A 19,902-nucleotide genomic window follows, 5' to 3' on the forward strand; every position below is an offset into this window, starting at 1 on the left:
CGGCGGTACACCGCGCCGCGCGGGGCTAGTCGGCCGCGAGCCGCTCGGGGGCGTAGTCTCGCGAGTCGTCGCCGGAGACCTCCTGGGCGATGACGCGGAGCTGCTCGTAGCGCTCACGCAGGAGCGACCACAGCCGATCGCGGATGTCGCGCGAGTCGAGCCGCTCGGTCGGGCGGGTGTTGCTGAGCAGCCACTTCGCGGTGCTGTTCACCCGGGTCACCTCGTCCCTCGTGAGGGAGATCCGGCCTTGCACGTGGTTCCACCGGTCCAGGATGAGGTTGGTGATGCTGGCCGCCGCGCTCGCGGGATCTCCAGCGACGAGCGCGCGCCGGACGATGCCGTAGGTCTCCGGGACGATCCCGCGCGGGAAGCACACCTCGGCCGCGGCGAGCGTCGGGCGCAGCGCCTCGTAGAGCACGTCGAGCCGCTCGGCCACCTCGGGCGGCGGCGCGCTCTCGGGCTGCATGCGCGCCACCGCATGGTCGAGCGCCATCGCGAGCTCCGGCAGGCTGCGGATGGCGTCGAAGCGGGACTTCGGCAGCCGGCGCCGGTGGCGCGCCGGATCGCGCGTCACGGACTGCACGGCGCGCCGGACGATCGCGAGCACCCCGCCCGCGTCCCCGCGGAAGGCCTGCACGTTGGCCGCCGGGAGGTCGCTCGCGGGCATCGCGTACCGCTCGTAGCGCTCGCGATCCAGGCTCTCGTCGCCCCGGGGGCGCGGGTCGGCCTGGGACGGCGCGACGCCGGCGGAAGAGGCCGGCTCCGACCGCTCCGAGCTCGCCCGCTGCGGCCCGTCCGCGTCGGGGCGCTCGCCGTCCGCGCCGGGAAGCTCCCCTGGAGAGGGCGCCTCGGCGGCCTGTGTTGTCTCTCCCGGACCGGGCTCCACCGGCCCGGCTGCCGTGCTCTCGGCCTCGAGCGGTGTGGACCAAAGCGCTGGATCCCGCAGCGCCTCGAGGTCGTCTCGCGCACGCGTCATCCGGGTCATCGTACGTAAGTCGGCGCGACGGTACAAGATCCGCGGCCCCTCGCGCGCGCCGCCGGCGGGGCCGCCGCGGCGGGGGCGCCGCGCGCGGGGCGTCTCGACCTCGCCCGCGGGGGCCATGGCGCCTGCCGGCGTCGCCTCGCACACAGAGGCCACGAGGGGCGGGCCGCGAGGCGGCCCCGTCCTCGGGCGCGGATCAAGCGTCGAGCGCGTCCCAGAAGAAGCGCAGATCGTCCGAGAGCGGCGCCTCGATGCTCACGCGTCCGCCCGTCGCCGGGTGCGTGAGCTCCAGGAGCGCGGCGTGGAGGGCGTGGCGGTCGAGCTCGAGCGCGCGGCGGTCCTCGTCGGTGAGCTCGCCGTCGGCGCCGCGCGCGAACATGCCCTCGTCCGGCCCGTAGAGCTTGTCGCCCACGAGCGGCAGGCCGCTCGTCGCGAGGTGGACCCGGATCTGGTGCTGCCGGCCGGTCTCGAGCGTGCAGCGGATCAGCGCGTAGCGCCGGCCGGTGAGGGGGTCGGCGCGGCGGCCCAGCACCTCGCACGCCGTGGCCGACGAGAGGCCGCGGCCCGGCGGCGCCACCCGCATCTTCACCTTGTAGCGGCTCGCGGTGTCGAGCTCGAGCGGCAGCTCGACCCGGAAGGCGTCGTGCTCGGGCCAGCCCCAGGTGATCGCGACGTAGCGCTTGAGGACGCCCGTGCGCTCCTCGAACTGCGCCTTCACCCTCCGATCGGCCTCGGGCGTTCGGCAGAGGAGGAGCACGCCGCTCGTCTCCCTGTCGATCCGGTGCGCCAGGAACAGCCGCTCGCCGGGGCGCGCGGCCTCCATCATCTTGATGACCGTGCTCTTGTGGTACCGCGCCGTGGGGTGCACGGGCAGGCCCGGCGGCTTGTTGACGGCGAGCAGCGCTTCGTCCTCGTGGAGCACCGGGATCGCCGTGTCGGGCGCCTGCTCGTCCCACGGCGCGCGCCACAGGAGGATGCACTGCTCCGGCCGGACGCGATCGCTGCCGCGCAGGCGCCGCGCCTCGGGCGAGTAGGCGCCGCGGGAGACGATCTCGGCGGCGCGCGTGCGGCTCGTCCGCTTGAGCTGCGACTGCACGAACCGGTCGAGCCGCATGCCCGCCGACTCGGGCGGCACGCGGAGCACGGTGACGACCGACCCTTCCGGCACCTCCTCCGGCCGCACCACCTGTGTGCCGCGGCCGAAGGGGCCGCTCGTGCCGGCGAGCTCCCGCGCGCTGATCCTGGTCATGGGTCGAGGTTGCCGTGGGGCTTTAGCAAAGGCGCCGGCCGGGTGCGCGGAAAAGGAAGCCGCCCGCGGGCGCCTCGACGCGGCGCCCGCGGAAGGCGCGCCGGCCCGCCGCTCACAGGGGCCTCACAGGGGGTCGATGATCTCGCAGGGGAAGTCGAACGAGATCCCCTGCGTCGCGCTCTTGAGCTGCGCGCAGGCGTCGCCGGTGAGCACGAGCTGGGTCGGGCTCTCCATGGTCCAGCCGTTCTGCGCGTCGTAGGGCACGGGTGTGCCGTCGATGAGCACCTGGCCTTCGGACGCGTGCGCGAGATCGACCGCGATCGAGCCCTGGAGGTCGAACGTGCAGCTCTTGGCGCCGGAGATGGCCTCGTTGAGCTCGTTCTCCAGGGCGGTCGCGTTGGTCGGGTCCGGCGTGTAGTACATCGCCGAGCCGCCGGCGTCGGCGTACGTGCCCGCGCCGGTGAAGCAGGCCTGCTGGGTGTTCTGGGGTCGCCGGACCGGCTGGCCGACGCCGGCGTTCGCCAGATCCTGGAGGTGCTCCGCGAAATCACCGTCGCCGAGGCCGAAGACGAACGTCCCGATGCCCTGCGTGTACGCGGACTGCACCGCGCCTACCACGTCGTCGCGCGCGCACACGGAGGGCCCGTCGTCGCAGCGATCGGGCTCGCCGTCGGTGACGAAGAGGATGTACTTGGGGCCGGGCTCTCCGAAGGCGACGAGATCGGGGATGACCGTCTCGTTGAACGTCATGCCGGTGGGCGTCTCGAGCTTCTGAGCCGGCCTCGTGGAGGCCTCCTCGTAGGCGGCCGCGATGTCGGCGTGGCTGTTGAGGGCGATGACGTCGGTCCCGGTGAGCAGCGGGCACTGCGCCGGAGCGACCCCCGTGAACGTGAGGAAGCCGAAGCGCACCTTCGCCTGCAGGCTCTCGACGACGTTGAGCACGGCCGTCTGCAGCGGAACCCAGAAGCCGCTGTCGTACATGCTGCCGGAGCGATCGACGACGATCATCACGGTCGGCGTCTGCGGCTCGAACGCGATGTCGAGCTGCTGGCAAGCGCCGCCGGCGCCGCCGCCTCCGCTCGTGGCGATCAGGCCGCCGCCGCTGCCGACGAAGATCGGCTCCTCGCCGCCGCCCGTGGAGCCGACGCCGCCGGCCGCGCCGCCGCTGCCGCTCACGGCGCTGGAGCCGGAGCCCTGGGGCGATGGATCGCCGTCGTTCGTGCCGCTGCAGCTCACCGCGATGCCGGTGGCGAGAAGCGCGAGGTACCAAGAGAGCCTGGGAAAGATAAGGGTGCTGCTCACGAGGTAAAGATACACAGGCCGGGACGGCGTGTCTCCGCCGTGCACGTCCCCGGCGGTGGATGCGGCGTGGGTGGAAAGTTGCTCCAGATGGCGCATGCCGCGCCACCTCTGCGGCGACGGGCAGTGAAGGTGTGACGCCGTGAGTCGATCCGCTCGATATTGCCAGTCCATCATCACGGCTGCGTGAGCGACAGCCACACGCTCGGGATGAACGTGCTCCGGATCGACCGGAGCTCGGGCCGGAGCCGCCCGCCCCCGCCGAACGGCCGCAGCCGTCCCGGGATCTTCCCCCCCGAGCCTCCCGCCCGGGTGTGCGGAAGCCGCCCCGTACGCCCCCCGGTTCGTGCTACACACCGCGCCCGCATGGACATTCTCTTCGCTGCTTCCGAGATCGCGCCCATCGTCAAGGTCGGCGGGCTGGCTGACGTCGTGTCGTCGCTCTCGAAGGCGCTCCGGCTGCTCGGCCACAAGGTGACGATCGCGCTGCCGCGCTACCGGGCCCTCGATTCGAGCGGGCTGATGATGGCGCGCCGCCTCACCCCGATGCCGCTCGAGGTCGACCCGCAGGTGTCGCCGGGCGGACCCATCCAGGTGACGCTCCTGGACGGGCGGCTCAGCACGGGCGTGGAGCTCATCGTCCTCGACGTGCCCGGCTTCCACGATCGGCCCGGCATCTACGGCGAGGAGGGGCGCGACTACGAGGACAACGCGCGCCGGTTCTCGCTGTTCTCCCGCGCCGTCGTGGAGCTCGTCCGCCAGCGGGCACGGTCCGGCTCGCCGTTCGACATCGTGCACGCCCACGACTGGCCCACCGCCATGGTGGCGTACCTGCTCCGGCACCAGCAGCCGCCCGTGCCCGGCCGGAGCGTGCTGACCCTCCACAACGTGGCCCACCAGGGCCTCTTCCCGAAGGACACGCTCCCGTACCTCGGCCTCGACGGCGACCACTTCCGGCCAGACCGGCTCGAATTCTACGGCCAGCTCAACTTCCTGAAGGGCGGCATCCTGGCCGCGGACGCGCTCACCACCGTCTCGACCACCTACGCGAACGAGATCCTCACGCCCAAGCAAGGCGAGCGGCTCGACGGCGTGCTCCGCACCCGGGCGAACCAGCTGACCGGCATCGTGAACGGCATCGACTACGCCGTCTGGAACCCGATGACCGACCCGGCCATCATCGCGCGCTACGACGCCGAGGACGTGAGCAACAAGGGCCGCTGCAAGAGCGCGCTCCTCCAGGAGATCGGGCTCGAGATCCGGCCGGACCGCCCGCTGCTCGTGTCCATCGGCAGGGTGGTCGCGCAGAAGGGCAGCGACCTGCTCGCGAACGCCATGCCGAAGATCCTGAAGGGCGACGTCAGCGTCGTCGTGGCCGGCGAGGGCGACCCCGAGCTCATGGCGAAGCTCACCGCCGCCGCGGCCAAGGCGCCCGAGCGGGCGAAGTTCCTCGGCGGCGTGAGCGAGGCCGTCGTGCACCGGCTCATGGCCGCGGCCGACCTCGTGGTCGTGCCGTCGCGCTTCGAGCCGTGCGGCCTCGTGCAGCTGTACGCGCAGCGCTACGGCGCTGCCCCGGTGGCGTGCAGGACCGGAGGCCTCGTCGACACGATCGTCGATCTCGACGCCGCCCTGGAGACGGGCACGGGGTTCCTGTTCGACAAGCCGACGGCCACCTCGCTGCTCGGCGGCGTGCAGCGAGCCCTCGCGGCCCTGACGTCGCCCCGCTGGCCCGCCGTCCAGCGCCGCATCATGCGCCTCGACCTCGGCTGGGACCGACCCGCACGCCGCTACGTCCAGGTCTACCGGCAGACGCTCGCCAGCTGATCACCGCGCGCCGGAGCGGAGCGCGCGGCGCCGGACGGAGCGCCGGAGGGGCCCGCCGCAAGGGGCGACCCGACCGCGATACGGCGCCTCCCCGCGCGACAACATGACGCATGTCACCGGGGAGCCGCGTCGCCTATAGCAGCGTCCGTGCTGCCCAGAGCCCTCGCCGGCGCCGCGATCCTCCTCTCGCTCGCGGCGTCTCCGGGCGTCGCGCGCGCGTCCGCCTGCTGCGGGGCGGGCCACGGGATCGCCCAGTGGCTCGCGCCCTCGGAGCGCGCCGCGGCGAGCTTCTCGCTCCGGTTCACCGAGCAGCTCGGGACGTGGACGCCGGAGCGGGACTTCGACGCCTACGGCGAGGGCGTTTACCACCGCGAGCTGAGGGCCGACGTCGGGTGGATGGTGCGGATCAAAGAGCGCCTCCAGCTCGGCATCTCCCTCCCGCTGCGGCACACCTGGATCGGGGCGGGCCTCGACGACACGCTATCCGGCGGCGACGTGGGAGACATCGGCGCGGCAGGCCGCATCGCGCTGATCGAGGGCGCCATGTCCCCGTGGATCCCGTCCGCCGCGTTCACGCTGGGCGTCACGCTCCCGACCGGGTACGGCGAGGACCCCGTGTTCGAGCCCGTCGGCGTCAGCGCTGCCGGCGTGGACACGGGCGGCGCCAGTGCGATCGACGTCGGCGCGAACGGCGCCGACACGACCCGCCTCGGCGTGGCCGAATTCCGGCCGGGGATGGTCTTCGAGAAGTCGTGGGACTCGGTCCATGCGCTGCTCGCCGCGTCGATCAGCGTCCGTACGAGCTACCACGCCGCGGGCGGCGAGGAGGTGCAGCCCGCGCGCCGCCTGCAGGTCCTCGCCGCGGCGGGGCCCGTGTGGGCCTCCGGCACCTCGCTCAGCGTGGGCGGCCTCTACGAGCGCGAGGGATACCCGCGCGTGGCCGGCGGCCGCCCCACGCGGGGCGGAGCGCGTGAGCGGACGGCGCTGCTCGCGGTGCTCGCCCACGACGTCGGCGCGCGCTGGACCGCCGTCGGCAACCTCCAGGTGGACGTGCCGATCTCCGGGATCGGCCGCAGCGAGGGCGCCTTCGCCGCCCTGTCGGCAGGCCTCCGTTACGTGTGGGGACGACATGATTGAACCGCGGGATCGGCTGCTCACCAGGTCATCTCGGGAGCGCCGCGGGGCGCGGGCCCGCCGCGCGGCGCTCGCGGCGCTCGCCGTCCTCTTGCTCCAGGGCTGCGGATCCTCGGACCGGGAGCCGGATCCCGGGGACCGGCAGGACGTCGGCGTCAACGGGCGCATCGAGTTCGCCGTGCAATCGACCGAGCCGATCAAGCGGGGCCCGAACACCTTCAACGTGCGGCTCACCTGGACCGACTCGGGGAACCCGGTGAAGCGGATCAAGCTCCGCGTGTACGCCAGGATGCTCTCGATGGGGCACGGGTCCGGGCACGACGGCGTGGAGATCGAGCCCGGCCTGTACCAGGTGGCCAACGTGCCCTTGTCGATGCAGGGCGCCTGGGATGTGGAATGCCGCGCCCTGGCCGCGTCCCTCATCGACGAGGCGGGATTCACGTTCGAGGTGCAGTAGGCTTCCGCCCCGTGCACACCTTCGCAAAGGCGACGTCTCGCCCGAGGCCGAGCGCGCCGCGGCGCGGCCGCCTGGCCCTCTCCGCCGCGGCGCTGCTCGCGATCGCGTCGCTCGCCGCGCCGGCCTCGGCCAACGGGCGCTTCCCGGCCGCAGGCCTGATCGCGAGCCACCCGAGCGATCCGTCGCGCCTGATGGTGCGCGCGACCTACGGCCTGCTCTCCACGCACGACGGCGGCGAGACGTGGCGCTGGATCTGCGAGCCGGTCGTCGGCTTCGGCGGGAACGAGGACCCGATGCTGGCCTTCCTCGCCGACGGGACGATCCTCGCCGGGGTCTTCGACGGGCTCAGCGCATCGAAGAACGGCGGCTGCGACTGGTCGTTCGCCCAGGGCGAGCTGCTGGACCGCTACGTCATCGACCTCTCGGCCGATCGCGAGGACCCCGCGCGGGCCGTGCTCGTCGTCAGCACGGGGCTCGGGGCAGGGCGGTTCCTGACCCAGCTCTGGGAGACGGGCGACAACGCGAACCGCTGGACGAAGGCGGGCGCCGATCTGCCCGAGGACTTCCTCGCCCACACGGTCGACGCAGCCCCGTCGAACCGCGATCGCGTCTACGTGAGCGGCCGCTTCGGCGCGCCCGAGTACACAGGGGCCCTGCAGCGGACCGACGACCGCGGCGCGACCTGGGAGCGGCTCGACATCCCGGGGAGCGACGACATGCACCTGCCGTACATCGGCGCGATCGATCCCGCCGACCCCGATACGCTCTACGTGCGGCTCGACGGCGATCCGAGCGACGCGCTGATCGTCTCGCACGACGGTGGCGAGAGCTTCACCACGGTCTTCGAGAGCCAGGGCGACCTCCTCGGCTTCGCGCTGTCGCCGGACGGAGCGAGCGTGATCGTGAGCGGCCCCCGGGACGGGATCTTGCGCGCGCCCACGAGCTCGCTCGAGTTCGAGAAGATCTCGGACGTCGGCGCGCGCTGCCTGACCTGGACCGCCGCGGCGCTCTTCGCCTGCGGCGACGAGTTCGCCGACGGCTTCACCGTCGGTCGCTCCGTCGACGAGGGAGAGAGCTTCGAGGCCCTCCTGCACCGCGACGGGCTCTGCGGTCCGATCGAGTGCGCGAAGGAGAGCGACGCGGCCTCGACCTGCTCCGACCTCTGGGGCGCGACGGCGCTCACCATCGGCTCCCGTCAGTGCGGCGGCGACGCCGGCACCGGCAGCGGGGGATCGGCGCCGCCGCCCGTCGAGGAGCCGGCCGGGTGCGGGTGCAAGATCGGCGCGCCCGGCGCCGCGAACGTCGGCGCCGCCGCGCTGCCCGGTGGCAGGAGCGTGATCTGGCTCGCGCTCTCGGCCGCCGGGGCGCTCGCGCTGGCGCGCCGGCGGGCGCACGCGAGCGCCGGTCGGAGCGACCGGACGGAGCGATCGTGACCGACGCCACGCCGTCCGTGCGAGAGCCGGGTGGGCCGGAGGCCCGCCGGTTCGTTTCTGGATCTACGCCATCGCGGGCTGACGTAGACTGGGGGGGCCTCGGCTACGGCCAGCGCGTGAATGGCCCCTAGAGATCTCCCCAAGTCGCCGCTCGCCGCCTTCCTCCGCGCCCACGGCGCGGAGATCCTGGCGGCGTGGGAGCGCGCCGAGAGACGCCGCGCGCCGGGCGAGCAGTCCCCGGGCTACGTCGCGCTGCGCGACGAGCTGCCCTCCGTCTTCGAGCGCATCGCCGAGCGCCTCGACGCGGCCGTGTCCGCGGCGGTGGTGCCGCAGGGCGACGAGGCGCGCGACTCGTGGACCGGCGTCGAGTCGCTGTCGGCCGAGTTCCCCGAGCCGCTGCTCGGCTTCCGCGTGCTCGACAGGCTGCGCGACGGGTTCGAGCTGGAGGACGTGACGGCCCAGTACTCGGTGCTGCGCCGCTGCGTGCTCCGGCTCCTGGAGCGGACCGGCACGCAGCCGTCGTGGCTCGAGATGACCGTCCTGCACGAGGCGCTCGATCAGGTGATCATCGATCCGGCCACGCGGAGCGCCGCGGCCCGGGAGCGCGCGCTCGGGGCGCTCGATCGCGTCTCGGCCGAGGGCATGGGCAGCGTGCACATCGACCGGCTCCTGCGGCGGCTGATCGAGGTGCTGCTCGAGTCGGCGCGCTCGGTCGACTGGGCGGTGATGCTGCTGATCGAGGGCGAGGTGCTGCGGATCCGCGCGGCCATCGGCGTCGACGAGGCGCTGTGGGGCCTGCGCGCCTACCGGCTGGCCGAGGGGTTCGTGGGCCGCGTGGTCCGCGAGCGGCGCCCGGTGGCGCTGCGCTCGGCGGCGCCGGATCCGCTCGCCACCGACGCCGGGGGCGGCGCGGCGGGGCCCGAGTCGGGCGCGCAGAGCGAGCGCCCGAGCGACGCGCTGCACGCGCTCTACGGCGTGCCGATGCTCTCGGAGGGCCGCCTCGTCGGCGTCGCGGTCGTGAGCTCCCGGCGCGTGGCCGAGTTCTCCGAGGGGGACCGGTTGCTCTTCAGGAAGGCGGCCGAGCGCGCGGCCGCGCTCGCGACGCAGGCCCAGCTGCGCGAGCAGCTCGCCTCGGAGCGCAGCCGGTTCGAGACGGCGATCCAGCGGCTCCCGGTCGGCGTGGCCGTGGCGGAGGGGGCGGCGGGCACCGTCGCGCTCAGCAACCGGCGGTTCGCGGAGATCGTCCGCGGCCCCGAGGAGACCCCGAGCAACGCGCCGATGCGCACGCTGCTCAGCGAGGCGGACGACGACCAGCGCGCGCGCTGGCTGCTCTTCCGGGCGCTGCACGGCGGCGAGACGGTCGTCCGCGAGGAGCTCGAGTTCATCCGCGGCGACGGGGAGCGCCGCCTCGGGAGCTTCAGCGCGACCCCTGTGCGCGACGCCGACGGGCGGATCTCGGCGGCCGTGATGACCGTCGAGGACATGACGGAGCTCCGCAAGGCCGAGCGCGGCCGCGAGATCGTGATCGAGGCGAGCGCGCTGCTGGCGGAGTCGCACGACCACGACGCGACGGTCGAGCAGCTGGTGCGGCTCGGCGGCGAGCGCTTCGCGGACCTCTGCGCGCTCGACCATGACGACGGCGGCCTCCCGCGGCTCGTCGCGTCCGCGCGCCTCGCCGATGCGCGGGCGCTCCTGCCGCGGCTCATCAAGCACCCGCCGCTGCTGCTCGGCGAGGCCGGCCCGCTGGCCGAGGCGGTGGCCCGCCGGGAGCCCACGCTCGTCCCGCTGGTCACCGATCCGTGGCTGCAGCGGGTCGCCCGCGGGCCGGAGCACCTCGCGGCGCTGCGGGAGCTCGGGGCCCGCTCGGCGATCCTCGTGCCGCTCGCGGCGCGCGGCCGCAAGCTCGGCCTCCTGAGCCTCTGGACGGTGGAGCGCGAGCTCCGGCACGACGACACGGGCGTCGCCGCGGAGCTCGGGCGCCTCGCGTCGCTGGCCATCGAGAGCGCGCGGCTGCACCGCGAGGCGGCGCGAGCGCGGTGAGCCGGCGCGAGCGCGGCGGCGTCGCGCGGAGCGCGGCGGGCGGGCGCTCGACGAGGTGACGGCCTGCCGGCGGCGTCGGGGCGGCCCTGCACGGCCGTGGTCCGCGCCGGGATAAGCCCAGGGGACGCCCCGAGGGCGGTCTTTCGCGTGCGCCGGGAGAGCGCGCGGCTTGCGTCGCGGGGGTGGATATGGCGAAGCTCCCGCCCTCGCACACCATCGTATGACCACGACCCAAACGGAACGTCCTCTCGCTGTGCTTGTCGGGGTGCAGCTCCCCGGCGTCGACGATGTCGAGCACGCCGCTGATCTGGCCGAGCTGGGCCGCCTCGTTCACACGCTCGGCTTCGACGTGATCGCGACCGTGTCACAGCGGCGCAGCGCGCTCGCGGCGGCCGCGGTGCTCGGGGAGGGCAAGCTCAAGGAGCTCGCGGAGCTCACGGGCGGCAGCGGCGTCGTGCCCTCGGGCGCGCCCGAGCGGAAGAACAAGGCACGCGCGCGCCGGGCCGCGGAGAGCGGCGAGGGCGACGAGGCCGACGGCGAGCTCGGCGATGACGCCGACGACGCAGACGACGACGGCGAGGATGGCGGCGTCGCGGCGACGGGCGCGGGCGGCGCCCGGCGGGAGGCGCGCACGGCGACGGTCGTGGCGGTCGATCACGACATCTCGCCGAGCCAGGCGCGCAACCTGGAGCGCGCGACGGGCGCGCAGGTGCTCGATCGGGCGGGCGTGATCATCGAGATCTTCCACCGCCACGCGCGGAGCCGCGAGGCGAAGCTCGAGGTGGAGATCGCGCGGCTCAACTACGTCGCGCCGCGGATGCGCGAGACGGGCGGCGGCGGGGACCGGCAGCGCGGCGGCATCGGCGGCAAGGGCGCCGGCGAGAGCGCGCTCGAGCTCGATCGGCGCAAGATCCGCGACCGCATCGCGGAGCTGAAGCACGAGCTCGGCGCGGTCCAGCGCGAGCAGTCGACGCGCCGCGCGCTCCGGCAGGGGCAGCGCCGCGTCGCGCTGGTCGGCTACACGAACGCCGGCAAGTCCTCGCTGATGCGGGCGCTGACGGGGAGCGAGGTGCTCGTCGCGGACAAGCTGTTCGCGACGCTCGACACGACGGTGCGCGCGCTCCACCCGGAGGTGCGCCCGCGGATCCTCGTCTCGGACACGGTCGGCTTCATCAAGAAGCTGCCGCACGATCTCGTGGCGAGCTTCCGGTCGACGCTGGACGAGGCGCTCGAGGCGTCGCTCCTGCTCTACGTGGCCGACGCGTCGGACCCGACGTTCCGCGATCAGCTCGGGGTGACGCGCGGCGTGCTCTCGGAGATCGGCGCGAGCGAGGTGCCGAGCCGGCTCCTGCTCAACAAGGTGGACCGGCTGCCGGAGGAGGAGCGCGACGCGCTGCGCCTCGAGTTCCCCGAGGCGACGCTGCTCTCGGCGAAGACCCCGGCCGACGTGGCGGCGCTGCGCGAGGCGATCATCGTCTTCTTCGAGCAGTCGATGGTGGAGGCCGAGCTCCTCCTGCCGTACGCGAAGCAGAGCCTCATCGGGGAGATCTACGACAACGCGCGCGTGCTCTCGGAGGAGTACGACGACGCCGGCGGCCGGCTCTCGGTGCGGGCGCACCCGGTGGCGCTCGAGCGGCTGCGCAGCCTGCTCGCGCGCTGAGCGCGCCGCGGCGGCGGGCGGAGGCGCGTCAGCGCGGCGGGCGGCGGGCGGCGGGGGCGCGTGCGGCGTCAGCGCGGCGGGCGGCGGCGGGAGGAGGCGCGTGCCGCGCTGACGCGGCGGAGGGCAGCGGGCGGCGCCGGAGCCGGTAGCGGCGCAGGAACAGGCCGATCCCGAACGCCACGAGGTGGAGCCCAACGATCACCCCGACGAGGATCCACCGCTGCACGCGCCGAGCGTAGCACCGCAGGGGCGGAGCGCGGGCGCGCCGGGGCGCATGCTATCGTTCCTCGTCTTCCGCTCGTCTTCTGCATCTGCTCGCCTCTGCCGCCGGTCCGCGCCATGAACACCCCCGACGCCGAGCTCGAAGCGATCGTCCTGCGCGGGCTGGGAGCCTACCGCGCCGGGCTGTTCTACGAGGCGCACGAGCTGTGGGAGGCCGGGTGGCGCGACGAGCCGGATCCGGTGCGGAAAGCGCTCCTCCAGGGGCTCATCCTCGTCGCAGCGGCCCTGCACAAGCTCACGCGGATGCGAAGCCCGTCGGGGGCGGTGCGCCTGCTCGACAAGGCGCACGCGCGGCTCGCGGGCGTGCCAGAGGGCATGGGCGGCGTCGCGGTCGATCTCCTGTCCGGCGACATCGCCCGCGCAGCGCGCGCGATCGAACAACGCGCGAGCGAGGGGAGGACAGAGCTCGATGCGTCGCTTCTGCCCAGGATGGAGATCGCGGCGTCCTCACCGGCCGGCGCGCGTCCGCGGGCGTGAACTTCTGCCCAGAACGGGCTCCGCAGTCGAGATTGCGCTTGTCACGTGCGACGTGGGACGCCGGCGTGACATCGTTTGCCTGGGTGGAGATCGCACGGGGCCGCCCGTGTGGGGGGGACGCGTGGCAGACGGAACCTGTGGAACCGGGATGGAGGGGCAGGCGAGCATCGCGCCTCGAGCCAAGCTGCAAACCGAAAGGAGCCGCGTGAAACGGCGCAAGCAGATCCTGATCGTGGACGACGATCAGGAGATCCGGGAGATGCTCGAGATCACGCTGGTGGAGGAGGGCTACGACGTCCTCTCGGCCAGCGACGGAGAGGCTGCGCTGGCGCTGCTCGAGCGCAACAGGCCGAACCTCATCCTGCTCGACATGCGCATGCCGGTGATGGACGGCTGGGGGTTCGCGCGGGCGTACGCGTCGTGTCCCGGTCCGCGCGCGCCGATCCTGGTCATGACGGCGGCGGTGGACGCCGGCAGCTGGGCCCGCGAGGTCGGCGCGTGCGCGTCGGTCGCGAAGCCGTTCGATCTGAACCGCCTGCTCGATTCGATCGCGGTGCACGCCGGCTCGGCGCCCGGCCCGAGCTCCGCCTCCGCCTGAGCGGGGTCAGGCCGGGCGCGATCCGGGCCCGAGGTGCTCGGCGGTGGAGGGGCCGCTCGGCGGCGTGGAGGGGCCGCCGCCGAGCGACGCGGATCCGTCGCTCGGCGGCGCATGGGTCGCTTCTGCCGCGGTGGATCAGCCGCCGGTCGCGCGGCGCATGGCGCACATCAGGTCGCCGCGGCACGGGTCGGCGGGAGCGCGGCGGTCGGTCGTGCCCGGCGCCGCGGGGTCGGCCTTGCCGTGCGGCGGAGCGGCTGCCCCGGTGGCCCGCGCGCGGCCCTCGGGCGCGCGCGGCGAGGTCGTGGTGCCGGGCTCGTCGGCAGGGACGGCGCCGTCGACGCGAGGCGCGGTGGGCGCGCGCTCCGCAGGCGCGGCAGCGGTCGCATCGACGGTGATCGCATCGACGCGCGGGAGCCGCGCCTCGATCGAGCGCGCCGCGGCCGCGAGCCCAGCCGTCGCGGGAGGCCCGGGGGCAGCGTCCGGGGCCGAGACGCCCGCGGTGAGGGCCGCAACCGCGGCGGCGGCCGCGAGCAGGGCGGCGGCCGAGCGGCCGCGCCACGCGCGCCCCGGCGCGTCGAGCGACGGCGCCGCGGGCGTGCGGGCGGACGCGGGGCCGCGCGCGGATGCAGGGCCGCGCGCGGATGCAGGGCCGCGGATGGACGCAGGCGGCTCGCCGAACGGGAAGATCGGCAAGAGGTCGAGGACCTGGGGGGGAGCGCCTTCCGCGTCGGCGCCCAGCGCGGTGAGGTCGATCTGCCCCGAGGGCACGTCGCGATCTTCGCCCGCGGCCCGCTCCACGGACGCGGGCGAGGGCGCCGCGGCAGCGGTCTCGCCGGCCGCCGGCGCGTCGATCGCGAACGTGACCGAGGTGTCATCTGCGGGGCCGGTGACAGCCGATCGGTGTTCGTTCCTCCACTCCTTGTGCTGCGTGCTCTTCATGGTTGCTTCTGCTTCAGCCGTATCGGTCGAACGCTGGAGTCGTGACGCTCCCCCGGCCGGTCGGCGTGTCCTTTCGTGGTTTGGACATGCGCGCGAGCGCGCGCTTGGGCCAGGGGCGCGCGCGCCGGATCGCCTTGCACGACGGCCAGCGCACCTCGCCGCCCTCCATTCCGCCCCGCGCGCGCGGCGACGGACGAGCCTGCAGGCGCGGTCGGGGCGCACCTGAGGCGTGCCCGTCGGCGGCGTTCGCGATCTTGCGAGGGGGCTTGCGACGCCCATACTTCGACCGCTCGGAGCGCCGAGGGCGTGCGGTCGGCGGGGCTCATGACCGCACGCCCTCGGGGAAGTTGGTTACGATCGGGGCGTCCGTCGTCGAACAGAAGTTCCCACGCAAACGCGAATCGGATACTTGAGGCGAGATGAAACCTACACGGCTCTTCACGGTTCTGGGGGCGCTGACGTTCCCCCTCGCGGTGGCTCTGGTCAGCAACGGGTGCAAGAAGGAGGAAGAGGAGCTGCCGCCGGTGCCGGCGCCGACCGTCGAGACGCCGGCCCCGACGCCGACGCCCACGACGCAGATCGTGCCTGAAGAGGACGCCGGGGCGGACGCGGCGGACGTCGACGCGGCGGACGCGGACGCCGGAAAGAAGGTGGTCACCGGCGACTCCAGCGGGATCCGCAAGTGCTGCGCGGCGCTGCGCCAGAACGCGAAGTCGGCGCCGCCCGAGCAGCAGGGCGGCTACCTCGCGGCGGCCTCGGCGTGCGACGGCCTCGCGAACTCGCCGCAGGGCCGGCAGGCGCTCTCGACGCTGCGCGGCCTCCTGCTCGGCGCGCAGATGCCGGCGTCCTGCCAGTAACAGGGACGGGAGAGCCAGCAGCGCACCGGCGGTGAGCTGGCTTCGCGCGCGAGGCATCGGCCGCCTCGCGCAGCGACGCCAGCTCAGCCGTGCACGTACACGAGCGTGCCGCCGCCCTCGATGTTGAGGGCTCCGTGCCACTCGGGCGGGACGGCGGGCTCGGTCCACTCGAAGAGCCAGGCCGCGTCGGCAGGGGCCAGGTTGATGCAGCCGTGGCTGCGCGCCTTGCCGAACTCGTCGTGCCAGTAGGCGCCGTGCAGCGCGTACCCGCCGTGGAAGTACTGGGTGTACGGCACGTCGCGCAGATCGAACGCCTCGGTCGCCTCGTCGTCGCCATCCATCGTGGTCGAGACGTGCTTCGCGTGGATGTAGAACGAGCCGCGGACGGTGGCGTCGGTCTCCCCGGGATCCGCCATGCCGCTGCGACCGCTGGAGATGAGCGACGCGAACACGGGGCGCGTGCCCTCGTAAGCGACGAGCATCTGGCGGCGGATCGAGATGTCGATCCACTTCTTGCCGTCGCGCGCGAACCCCTGAGGGTCCTTGCGCAGCTCGGCGATGACGAGGTGGCTCCCGGCAAGCCATGAGCCCTCCGTGGTCTCGACGAGCCCCTTGGCGCCGCCGCGCGTGCGGCCGGTGAGCACCCAGCCCGACCGGAACGGCGCAGCGCCCGCGCCGACGAGCGCGCGGCCCGAGGCGGACAGGCGCTGCCGCGTCGCCCCGTGGACGCGGACGAAGGCCGGGGCGCCCTTCAGGCTGGGATCGACGCGAGGGTCGGTGCCAGGCGGCGCGGGCGGCAGCTCGTCGGCAGGGGGCTCGGCGATGGAGAAGCTCGCGGCGTCCGGGGCGGCGCTCGCGGGGGCGTCGGCGCCGCCGACGTCGAGATCCTTGATGATCACGCCGCGCAGCTCGCTGAGGCGCGCGGGACGCGTGCGATCGAGCGGGATGAGGTCGAGCTCGGTCGTGAGGCCGAAGCGGCGGTTTGTCCACTCGAAGGTCGTGATCAGGCCGAACGCGGAGCTCTCCTTGGCGCGGCCCGTGTGCACGGAGTAGTGGAGCTTCTCCTCGGCGCCGTACGGCTTGGGGAGATCCCGGCCGGCGAGCAGGAAGGCCGGCACGGGGTCGAGCGGCAACGACGACGGCGCAACAGCCGCGCGAGCGAGGTGGACGCCGAGCGTGGAGCCCTCGACGCGGCGCTGATCCTCGGCGGTCGGGAGCCGGAAGTAGAGGTGCGGCGGGCGCGAGCGCGACATGACGTAGTGGTAAGGCACGGGCGCTCCACGGCGCGGGCCGCGCACGGCAGCGGCGACCACCTGGTGCTCGAGCGCGAGCGAGGCGCCCTTGCCAACGCAGACGTAACCGCGCGGCGCGATCCGGTACCAGCCGCCGGCACAGCCGTCGGTGCCCGCCGGGAGCTCGGCCCGGTCGACCACCGCACCAGCGCGCAGGTAGCCGAGCCTCGTCGCGCGTTCGTCGGGGGCGACGTAGATCCAGGTGCGCATCGCGATGCTGGCGATCTTCGCGCCCTGGCCCGGAAGGGTGGCCTCCTTCGCGGACGAGGAGGAGGCGGCAGACGACGTGAGGGACGCAGGGAACGCGGCGCCGGGCGAGGGGGAGCCAGGAGAGGGGGAGCCAGGAGAGGGGGAGCCAGGAGAGGGGGAGCCAGGAGAGGGCGCCTGGTCCGCGAGCGCGGACGACAGCGGGTGAGGCGAGGGCGAGAGAGAGGCAGCGGAGGGCGCTGCCGGGGCGAGCGAGGGGAGACCCGGGTTGGCGGAAGCGGCAGAGAAGGCGAGCGGAGCGGGCGCTTCCGGGGAGCCGGCAAGGGGATCGTCGGTCGCCCTGCCGGGAGGATCCTGGGCCGGAGCGCAGGCTGCGGTCAGCAAGGCGAGGATGGGGGCGGAGGCGACGGAGGCGAGCGAGAAAGGGAGCGAGCCGGCGCTGGCAAGGGAGCCGGTGAGCGCCGTGGGGCAGGAGCGGGAGCCAGAGCGGGAGCGCGAGGCGCGCGGGGAGCGCTGCGATGGGGGCAGCGACGCGGGGGCGGAGGCTCGAGCGAAGGGAAGCATCGGCGCGAAGGCGAAGGCAGAGAGAGCAGGGCCGCGGGGGCGAGCGCGAGCGCGAGCGCGAGCGCGAGACCGGCGGGCGAGAGAAGCTGAAACCGGGGCCGCAAGGGGCTCAGCGGGCGAGGTGTACGCTCAACCGAGGGGGAGATGCAATCTCCTGCCGGCGGGATGGGGGGAGGCCGAGAGAGACGTGAGGGAAAGGGAGTAGGGAGGGAGGATGAAGACGGAGAAGGCGCGCTAGCGCTTGACCTTCTTCGCGAGCAGGTCGCCCAGCGTGCCGAAGTTGCGAGGGGCAGGCTTGGCGCCCTTGTCGCCGGCGCCGCCGGCACCGCCGGGGCGGTCGCCCTTGGCGTACGACTCGAACTGGCCGCGCTCCTCGTCGACGCGGAGGGCGGAGATCGACAGGCGGATCTTGCCGGACTCGTCCACGTTGAGGATCTTCGCCTCGATCTCCTGCCCCACGGTGAAGTGCTTCTTCAGGTCGGCCGCGCGAGGCGTCGCCGTCTCGACCGTCGGGACGAGCCCACGACCCGAGCGACCCGACGTGCCGGCGATCTGGACGAAAACGCCGTACCGCTCGATGCCCGTCACCTTGCCCTTGACCCGCGCCCCCTCGACGAGCAACGGCGCGCCGCCCGCAGCAGGTGCGGAGACCGCGAGCGACGTCGAACCGTCGCCGTCGTCGCTCGCGCGCACGACGACCGGCGAGAGGCGCACCTGGCCGGTGCCCGAGTCGACGCCGGAGACCACCGCCGAAACGCGCGAGCCGACCGCCACCCGGAGCTTGCCGTCGCCGTCGCTGAGGGCCGGGCGTTCGAACATGCCCTCCTGCTTGCCACCGAGATCCGCGAAGACCGCCTCGCGAGCGATCGCGACCACCGTCACCTCGACGGTCTCACCCGTGTGGTACTGACGGCGACGCTGCTTGCCAGCTCCTTCCGACTGCTCGAAGAGCGAAGCGAACGATTCGTTGGAGGCGGCGGAAGGGCGTGACGGCGACATGGCGCGACCTCATAGCGCGAGGCGAGGGCGTGAGGAAGGCGGCGGTGAGGGGAAGCGAGGGACGGGGTGGAAAGCGGGGAGGTGAGGCGAGCAGGGGGAAAGGGAGGGGAGGTGGGAAGGGGAGGATGGGCGGGGGACGGGGGCAGAGGCGGACGCGGGACGCGGAGGGATGCGGCTGGGCGCGCGGGGGAGGCGAGGTCGCGAGGGGAGTAGGAGGCGGATGAGCCGAGCCGGAGCCGCCGGCGGCGGGCTGGCCGGAGCGACGGGCCGGGTGGATGGGCGACGACGCGGCTGGAAAGGAAAGGTGGAACCTGCCAGGGGCTTCTGCTAGCTTCGCCCGCCGCTGAATCGGGTCGATAGCTCAGTCGGTAGAGCTGCGGACTTTTAATCCGTAGGTCCAGGGTTCGAGTCCCTGTCGACCCACTGAATGATTCCGAGGGGTTAGACGCGAAACCTCAGGTGGAATCGAGGCGGAGGTGGGCAGCAGCGGCGCCCACCCGGGCGTCTGGCGGACGGCGCCCTTGATGGCCGTCTCGCTCAGGTGCGCGTAGCGGTGCGTCGAGGCGATCGACGTATGGCCGAGGTGCTCGCGGACCTCCTCGAGCGTCCAGCGACGGCCCCACCAGTCGGCGACGAGCGAGCTGGCGCAGGTGTGGCGGAGGTCGTGCCAGCGGACCGGGCGGGTGATGCCGGTCGCGGCGATGTAGCGGTCGAAGAGGTCGGCCTTCTTCTGCTTCCGGCGGCCGGTCGGGAGGGGGACCATCTCGCTGCGGATGAGCGGGGTCTTGCCCTTGGAGACGCGGCCGCCCCGGGCGCCGGGGAAGACCAAGGCCTCGGGGTTGTGCCTGGTGGTGTACATTCGCCGGGATCGCACGGCGAAGGCCGCACGAGATCCGGGAGAAGACCATGGCCCGCACTGCGCCTGTACCGAACATTCCCGCCATCCCTGGAATGAACCCGGGCGTCTTCATCATGGGAGGGGGTGGGGCCGGAGGCGGGGGCGGCGGCGCTGGCGGTAACGGCTCTGGAGGTAAGCAGGGCGGCAATGGAGCCAACGGCGGCAAGGAAGCCAGCGGCGGCGGGAAGTCCGCGTGTGGCAGCGCAGGCGGCGACGGCGCCGGCTGCCCGAACCACCATGGCGGCAAAAAATCTGGAATGGCTGCGAAGGGCGACCCGGTCGATGTGGTGACGGGCCGGGTGTTCACGATTCCCGCCGTCGACCTCGAGCTTCCGGGACCGCTGCCGCTCTCGATCGTGCGGGCGTACACCACCGCGGCGCACGAGCGCGACGTCGGGCTGGGGTTCGGGTGGAGCCACTCGCTGGCGTGGGAGATCGAGGTGCGCCGGCGCATCATCCGCGTCTGGACCGACGATGGGCCGGTCGATCTCGAGGCGATGCCCGTGGGCGCCGGCGCGGCGGGCCCTCACGGCTGGGTCCTCGCGCGGGAGGAGCGCGGCTTTGTCTTCGATACCGGCGATGACCGCTGGTACGTGTTCGCCGAAGCGGCGGGGAAGCGGTACCGGCTCACCGCGATCAAGGACCGATACAACAACGAAATCAGGCTCTCGTACCGCGAAGGCGTGCTCGCCGAGATCACCGACAGCGTCG

17 protein-coding genes, 1 tRNA gene and 2 pseudogenes are annotated in these 19,902 nt (G+C 73.7%); 12 read left to right on the plus strand and 8 right to left on the minus strand.

What is annotated here, in order from left to right; translation table 11 throughout:
• Nucleotides 1-25 precede the first annotated feature (25 nt).
• From WMF17_RS16045 to WMF17_RS16055, 3 genes are all read right to left on the minus strand, one after another.
• Nucleotides 26-976 (minus strand): hypothetical protein, encoded by a 951-nt coding sequence (locus tag WMF17_RS16045; RefSeq protein WP_437650274.1) that lies wholly within the window; start codon nt 974-976, stop codon nt 26-28.
• A 202-nt stretch (nt 977-1,178) separates the two neighbouring features.
• Nucleotides 1,179-2,231 carry an RluA family pseudouridine synthase gene (locus tag WMF17_RS16050; protein WP_437602963.1) on the minus strand — a complete coding sequence of 351 codons (1,053 nt, stop codon included), beginning with the start codon at nt 2,229-2,231 and terminating at the stop codon, nt 1,179-1,181.
• Nucleotides 2,232-2,354: 123 nt separating this feature from the next.
• On the minus strand, nt 2,355-3,533 hold the full coding sequence (locus WMF17_RS16055; RefSeq protein ID WP_437650276.1) for a vWA domain-containing protein: 1,179 nt from the start codon (nt 3,531-3,533) through the stop codon (nt 2,355-2,357).
• A gap of 363 nt (nt 3,534-3,896) precedes the next feature.
• On the opposite strand from WMF17_RS16055, the gene glgA reads away from it, so the two are divergent.
• The 6 genes from glgA (at nt 3,897) to hflX (ending at nt 12,078) form a co-directional block, all read left to right on the plus strand.
• A complete protein-coding gene (gene glgA / locus WMF17_RS16060; protein ID WP_437602966.1) occupies nt 3,897-5,354 on the plus strand; it encodes a glycogen synthase GlgA in 1,458 nt (485 codons plus the stop codon).
• 147 nt (nt 5,355-5,501) lie between these two features.
• Complete coding sequence (locus tag WMF17_RS16065; RefSeq protein WP_437650278.1) at nt 5,502-6,491, plus strand: hypothetical protein; 990 nt, start codon at nt 5,502-5,504, stop codon at nt 6,489-6,491.
• Nucleotides 6,484-6,945: a FixH family protein gene (locus WMF17_RS16070; protein ID WP_437602968.1), complete on the plus strand. Its 462-nt coding sequence runs from the start codon at nt 6,484-6,486 to the stop codon at nt 6,943-6,945. The genes WMF17_RS16065 and WMF17_RS16070 overlap by 8 nt, the downstream gene beginning before the upstream one ends.
• A gap of 11 nt (nt 6,946-6,956) precedes the next feature.
• Nucleotides 6,957-8,378, plus strand: coding sequence for a WD40/YVTN/BNR-like repeat-containing protein (locus WMF17_RS16075; RefSeq protein WP_437602969.1), 1,422 nt, complete (start codon nt 6,957-6,959; stop codon nt 8,376-8,378).
• 120 nt (nt 8,379-8,498) lie between these two features.
• Nucleotides 8,499-10,418, plus strand: coding sequence for a GAF domain-containing protein (locus WMF17_RS16080; RefSeq protein WP_437602970.1), 1,920 nt, complete (start codon nt 8,499-8,501; stop codon nt 10,416-10,418).
• Between the two features lie 220 nt (nt 10,419-10,638).
• Nucleotides 10,639-12,078 carry a GTPase HflX gene (gene hflX, locus WMF17_RS16085; protein ID WP_437602971.1) on the plus strand — a complete coding sequence of 480 codons (1,440 nt, stop codon included), beginning with the start codon at nt 10,639-10,641 and terminating at the stop codon, nt 12,076-12,078.
• A gap of 28 nt (nt 12,079-12,106) precedes the next feature.
• Here hflX and WMF17_RS16090 read toward each other — a convergent pair whose 3' ends face one another.
• Complete coding sequence (locus WMF17_RS16090; RefSeq protein WP_437650280.1) at nt 12,107-12,304, minus strand: hypothetical protein; 198 nt, start codon at nt 12,302-12,304, stop codon at nt 12,107-12,109.
• A gap of 113 nt (nt 12,305-12,417) precedes the next feature.
• Between WMF17_RS16090 and WMF17_RS16095 the strand changes: the two genes are divergently transcribed.
• Together WMF17_RS16095 and WMF17_RS16100 are read left to right on the plus strand one after the other, a co-directional pair.
• Nucleotides 12,418-12,837 (plus strand): DUF309 domain-containing protein, encoded by a 420-nt coding sequence (locus WMF17_RS16095; protein WP_437650282.1) that lies wholly within the window; start codon nt 12,418-12,420, stop codon nt 12,835-12,837.
• Between the two features lie 205 nt (nt 12,838-13,042).
• Nucleotides 13,043-13,435 carry a response regulator gene (locus WMF17_RS16100; protein WP_437602974.1) on the plus strand — a complete coding sequence of 131 codons (393 nt, stop codon included), beginning with the start codon at nt 13,043-13,045 and terminating at the stop codon, nt 13,433-13,435.
• Between the two features lie 135 nt (nt 13,436-13,570).
• On the opposite strand, the gene WMF17_RS16105 is transcribed toward WMF17_RS16100, so the two are convergent.
• Nucleotides 13,571-14,374 (minus strand): hypothetical protein, encoded by an 804-nt coding sequence (locus WMF17_RS16105; RefSeq protein ID WP_437650284.1) that lies wholly within the window; start codon nt 14,372-14,374, stop codon nt 13,571-13,573.
• A 419-nt stretch (nt 14,375-14,793) separates the two neighbouring features.
• Here WMF17_RS16105 and WMF17_RS16110 point away from each other — a divergent pair, with 419 nt between their 5' ends.
• Entirely contained in the window at nt 14,794-15,231 is a 438-nt protein-coding gene (locus WMF17_RS16110; RefSeq protein WP_437602976.1) for an acyltransferase, read from the plus strand.
• Between the two features lie 83 nt (nt 15,232-15,314).
• Here WMF17_RS16110 and WMF17_RS16115 read toward each other — a convergent pair whose 3' ends face one another.
• Complete coding sequence (locus WMF17_RS16115) at nt 15,315-16,733, minus strand: L,D-transpeptidase (protein ID WP_437602977.1); 1,419 nt, start codon at nt 16,731-16,733, stop codon at nt 15,315-15,317.
• 4 nt (nt 16,734-16,737) lie between these two features.
• Between WMF17_RS16115 and WMF17_RS16120 the strand changes: the two genes are divergently transcribed.
• Nucleotides 16,738-16,938, plus strand: coding sequence for a hypothetical protein (locus WMF17_RS16120; protein ID WP_437650286.1), 201 nt, complete (start codon nt 16,738-16,740; stop codon nt 16,936-16,938).
• Nucleotides 16,939-17,528: 590 nt separating this feature from the next.
• Here the strand turns inward: WMF17_RS16120 and WMF17_RS16125 are convergent.
• Nucleotides 17,529-18,293 carry a S1 RNA-binding domain-containing protein gene (locus WMF17_RS16125; protein ID WP_437650288.1) on the minus strand — a complete coding sequence of 255 codons (765 nt, stop codon included), beginning with the start codon at nt 18,291-18,293 and terminating at the stop codon, nt 17,529-17,531.
• A 350-nt stretch (nt 18,294-18,643) separates the two neighbouring features.
• On the opposite strand from WMF17_RS16125, the gene WMF17_RS16130 reads away from it, so the two are divergent.
• Nucleotides 18,644-18,716, plus strand: a tRNA-Lys gene (locus WMF17_RS16130).
• A gap of 121 nt (nt 18,717-18,837) precedes the next feature.
• On the opposite strand, the pseudogene WMF17_RS16135 reads toward WMF17_RS16130, so the two are convergent.
• Nucleotides 18,838-19,152: pseudogene (locus tag WMF17_RS16135) on the minus strand (tyrosine-type recombinase/integrase); the annotation flags it as partial.
• A gap of 296 nt (nt 19,153-19,448) precedes the next feature.
• Between WMF17_RS16135 and WMF17_RS16140 the strand changes: the two are divergent.
• Nucleotides 19,449-19,658 (plus strand): annotated as a pseudogene (locus tag WMF17_RS16140) (DUF6531 domain-containing protein); the annotation flags it as partial.
• Nucleotides 19,659-19,902 lie beyond the last annotated feature (244 nt).

Origin of the sequence: Sorangium sp. So ce362 (genome assembly GCF_051519845.1) — a bacterium.
Classification (GTDB): Bacteria; Myxococcota_A; Polyangia; order Polyangiales; family Polyangiaceae; genus Sorangium.

What these genes read in the sequence shown, in the direction of transcription:
- WMF17_RS16045 (WP_437650274.1), bottom strand. Translation starts at nt 976, where the DNA reads ATGACGCGTGCGCGAGACGACCTCGAGGCGCTGCGGGATCCAGCGCTT.
- WMF17_RS16050 (WP_437602963.1), bottom strand. Translation starts at nt 2,231, where the DNA reads ATGACCAGGATCAGCGCGCGGGAGCTCGCCGGCACGAGCGGCCCCTTC.
- glgA (WP_437602966.1), top strand. Translation starts at nt 3,897, where the DNA reads ATGGACATTCTCTTCGCTGCTTCCGAGATCGCGCCCATCGTCAAGGTC.
- WMF17_RS16070 (WP_437602968.1), top strand. Translation starts at nt 6,484, where the DNA reads ATGATTGAACCGCGGGATCGGCTGCTCACCAGGTCATCTCGGGAGCGC.
- WMF17_RS16080 (WP_437602970.1), top strand. Translation starts at nt 8,499, where the DNA reads ATGGCCCCTAGAGATCTCCCCAAGTCGCCGCTCGCCGCCTTCCTCCGC.
- hflX (WP_437602971.1), top strand. Translation starts at nt 10,639, where the DNA reads ATGACCACGACCCAAACGGAACGTCCTCTCGCTGTGCTTGTCGGGGTG.
- WMF17_RS16095 (WP_437650282.1), top strand. Translation starts at nt 12,418, where the DNA reads ATGAACACCCCCGACGCCGAGCTCGAAGCGATCGTCCTGCGCGGGCTG.
- WMF17_RS16105 (WP_437650284.1), bottom strand. Translation starts at nt 14,374, where the DNA reads ATGAAGAGCACGCAGCACAAGGAGTGGAGGAACGAACACCGATCGGCT.
- WMF17_RS16110 (WP_437602976.1), top strand. Translation starts at nt 14,794, where the DNA reads ATGAAACCTACACGGCTCTTCACGGTTCTGGGGGCGCTGACGTTCCCC.
- WMF17_RS16115 (WP_437602977.1), bottom strand. Translation starts at nt 16,733, where the DNA reads ATGCGCACCTGGATCTACGTCGCCCCCGACGAACGCGCGACGAGGCTC.
- WMF17_RS16120 (WP_437650286.1), top strand. Translation starts at nt 16,738, where the DNA reads ATGCTGGCGATCTTCGCGCCCTGGCCCGGAAGGGTGGCCTCCTTCGCG.
- WMF17_RS16125 (WP_437650288.1), bottom strand. Translation starts at nt 18,293, where the DNA reads ATGTCGCCGTCACGCCCTTCCGCCGCCTCCAACGAATCGTTCGCTTCG.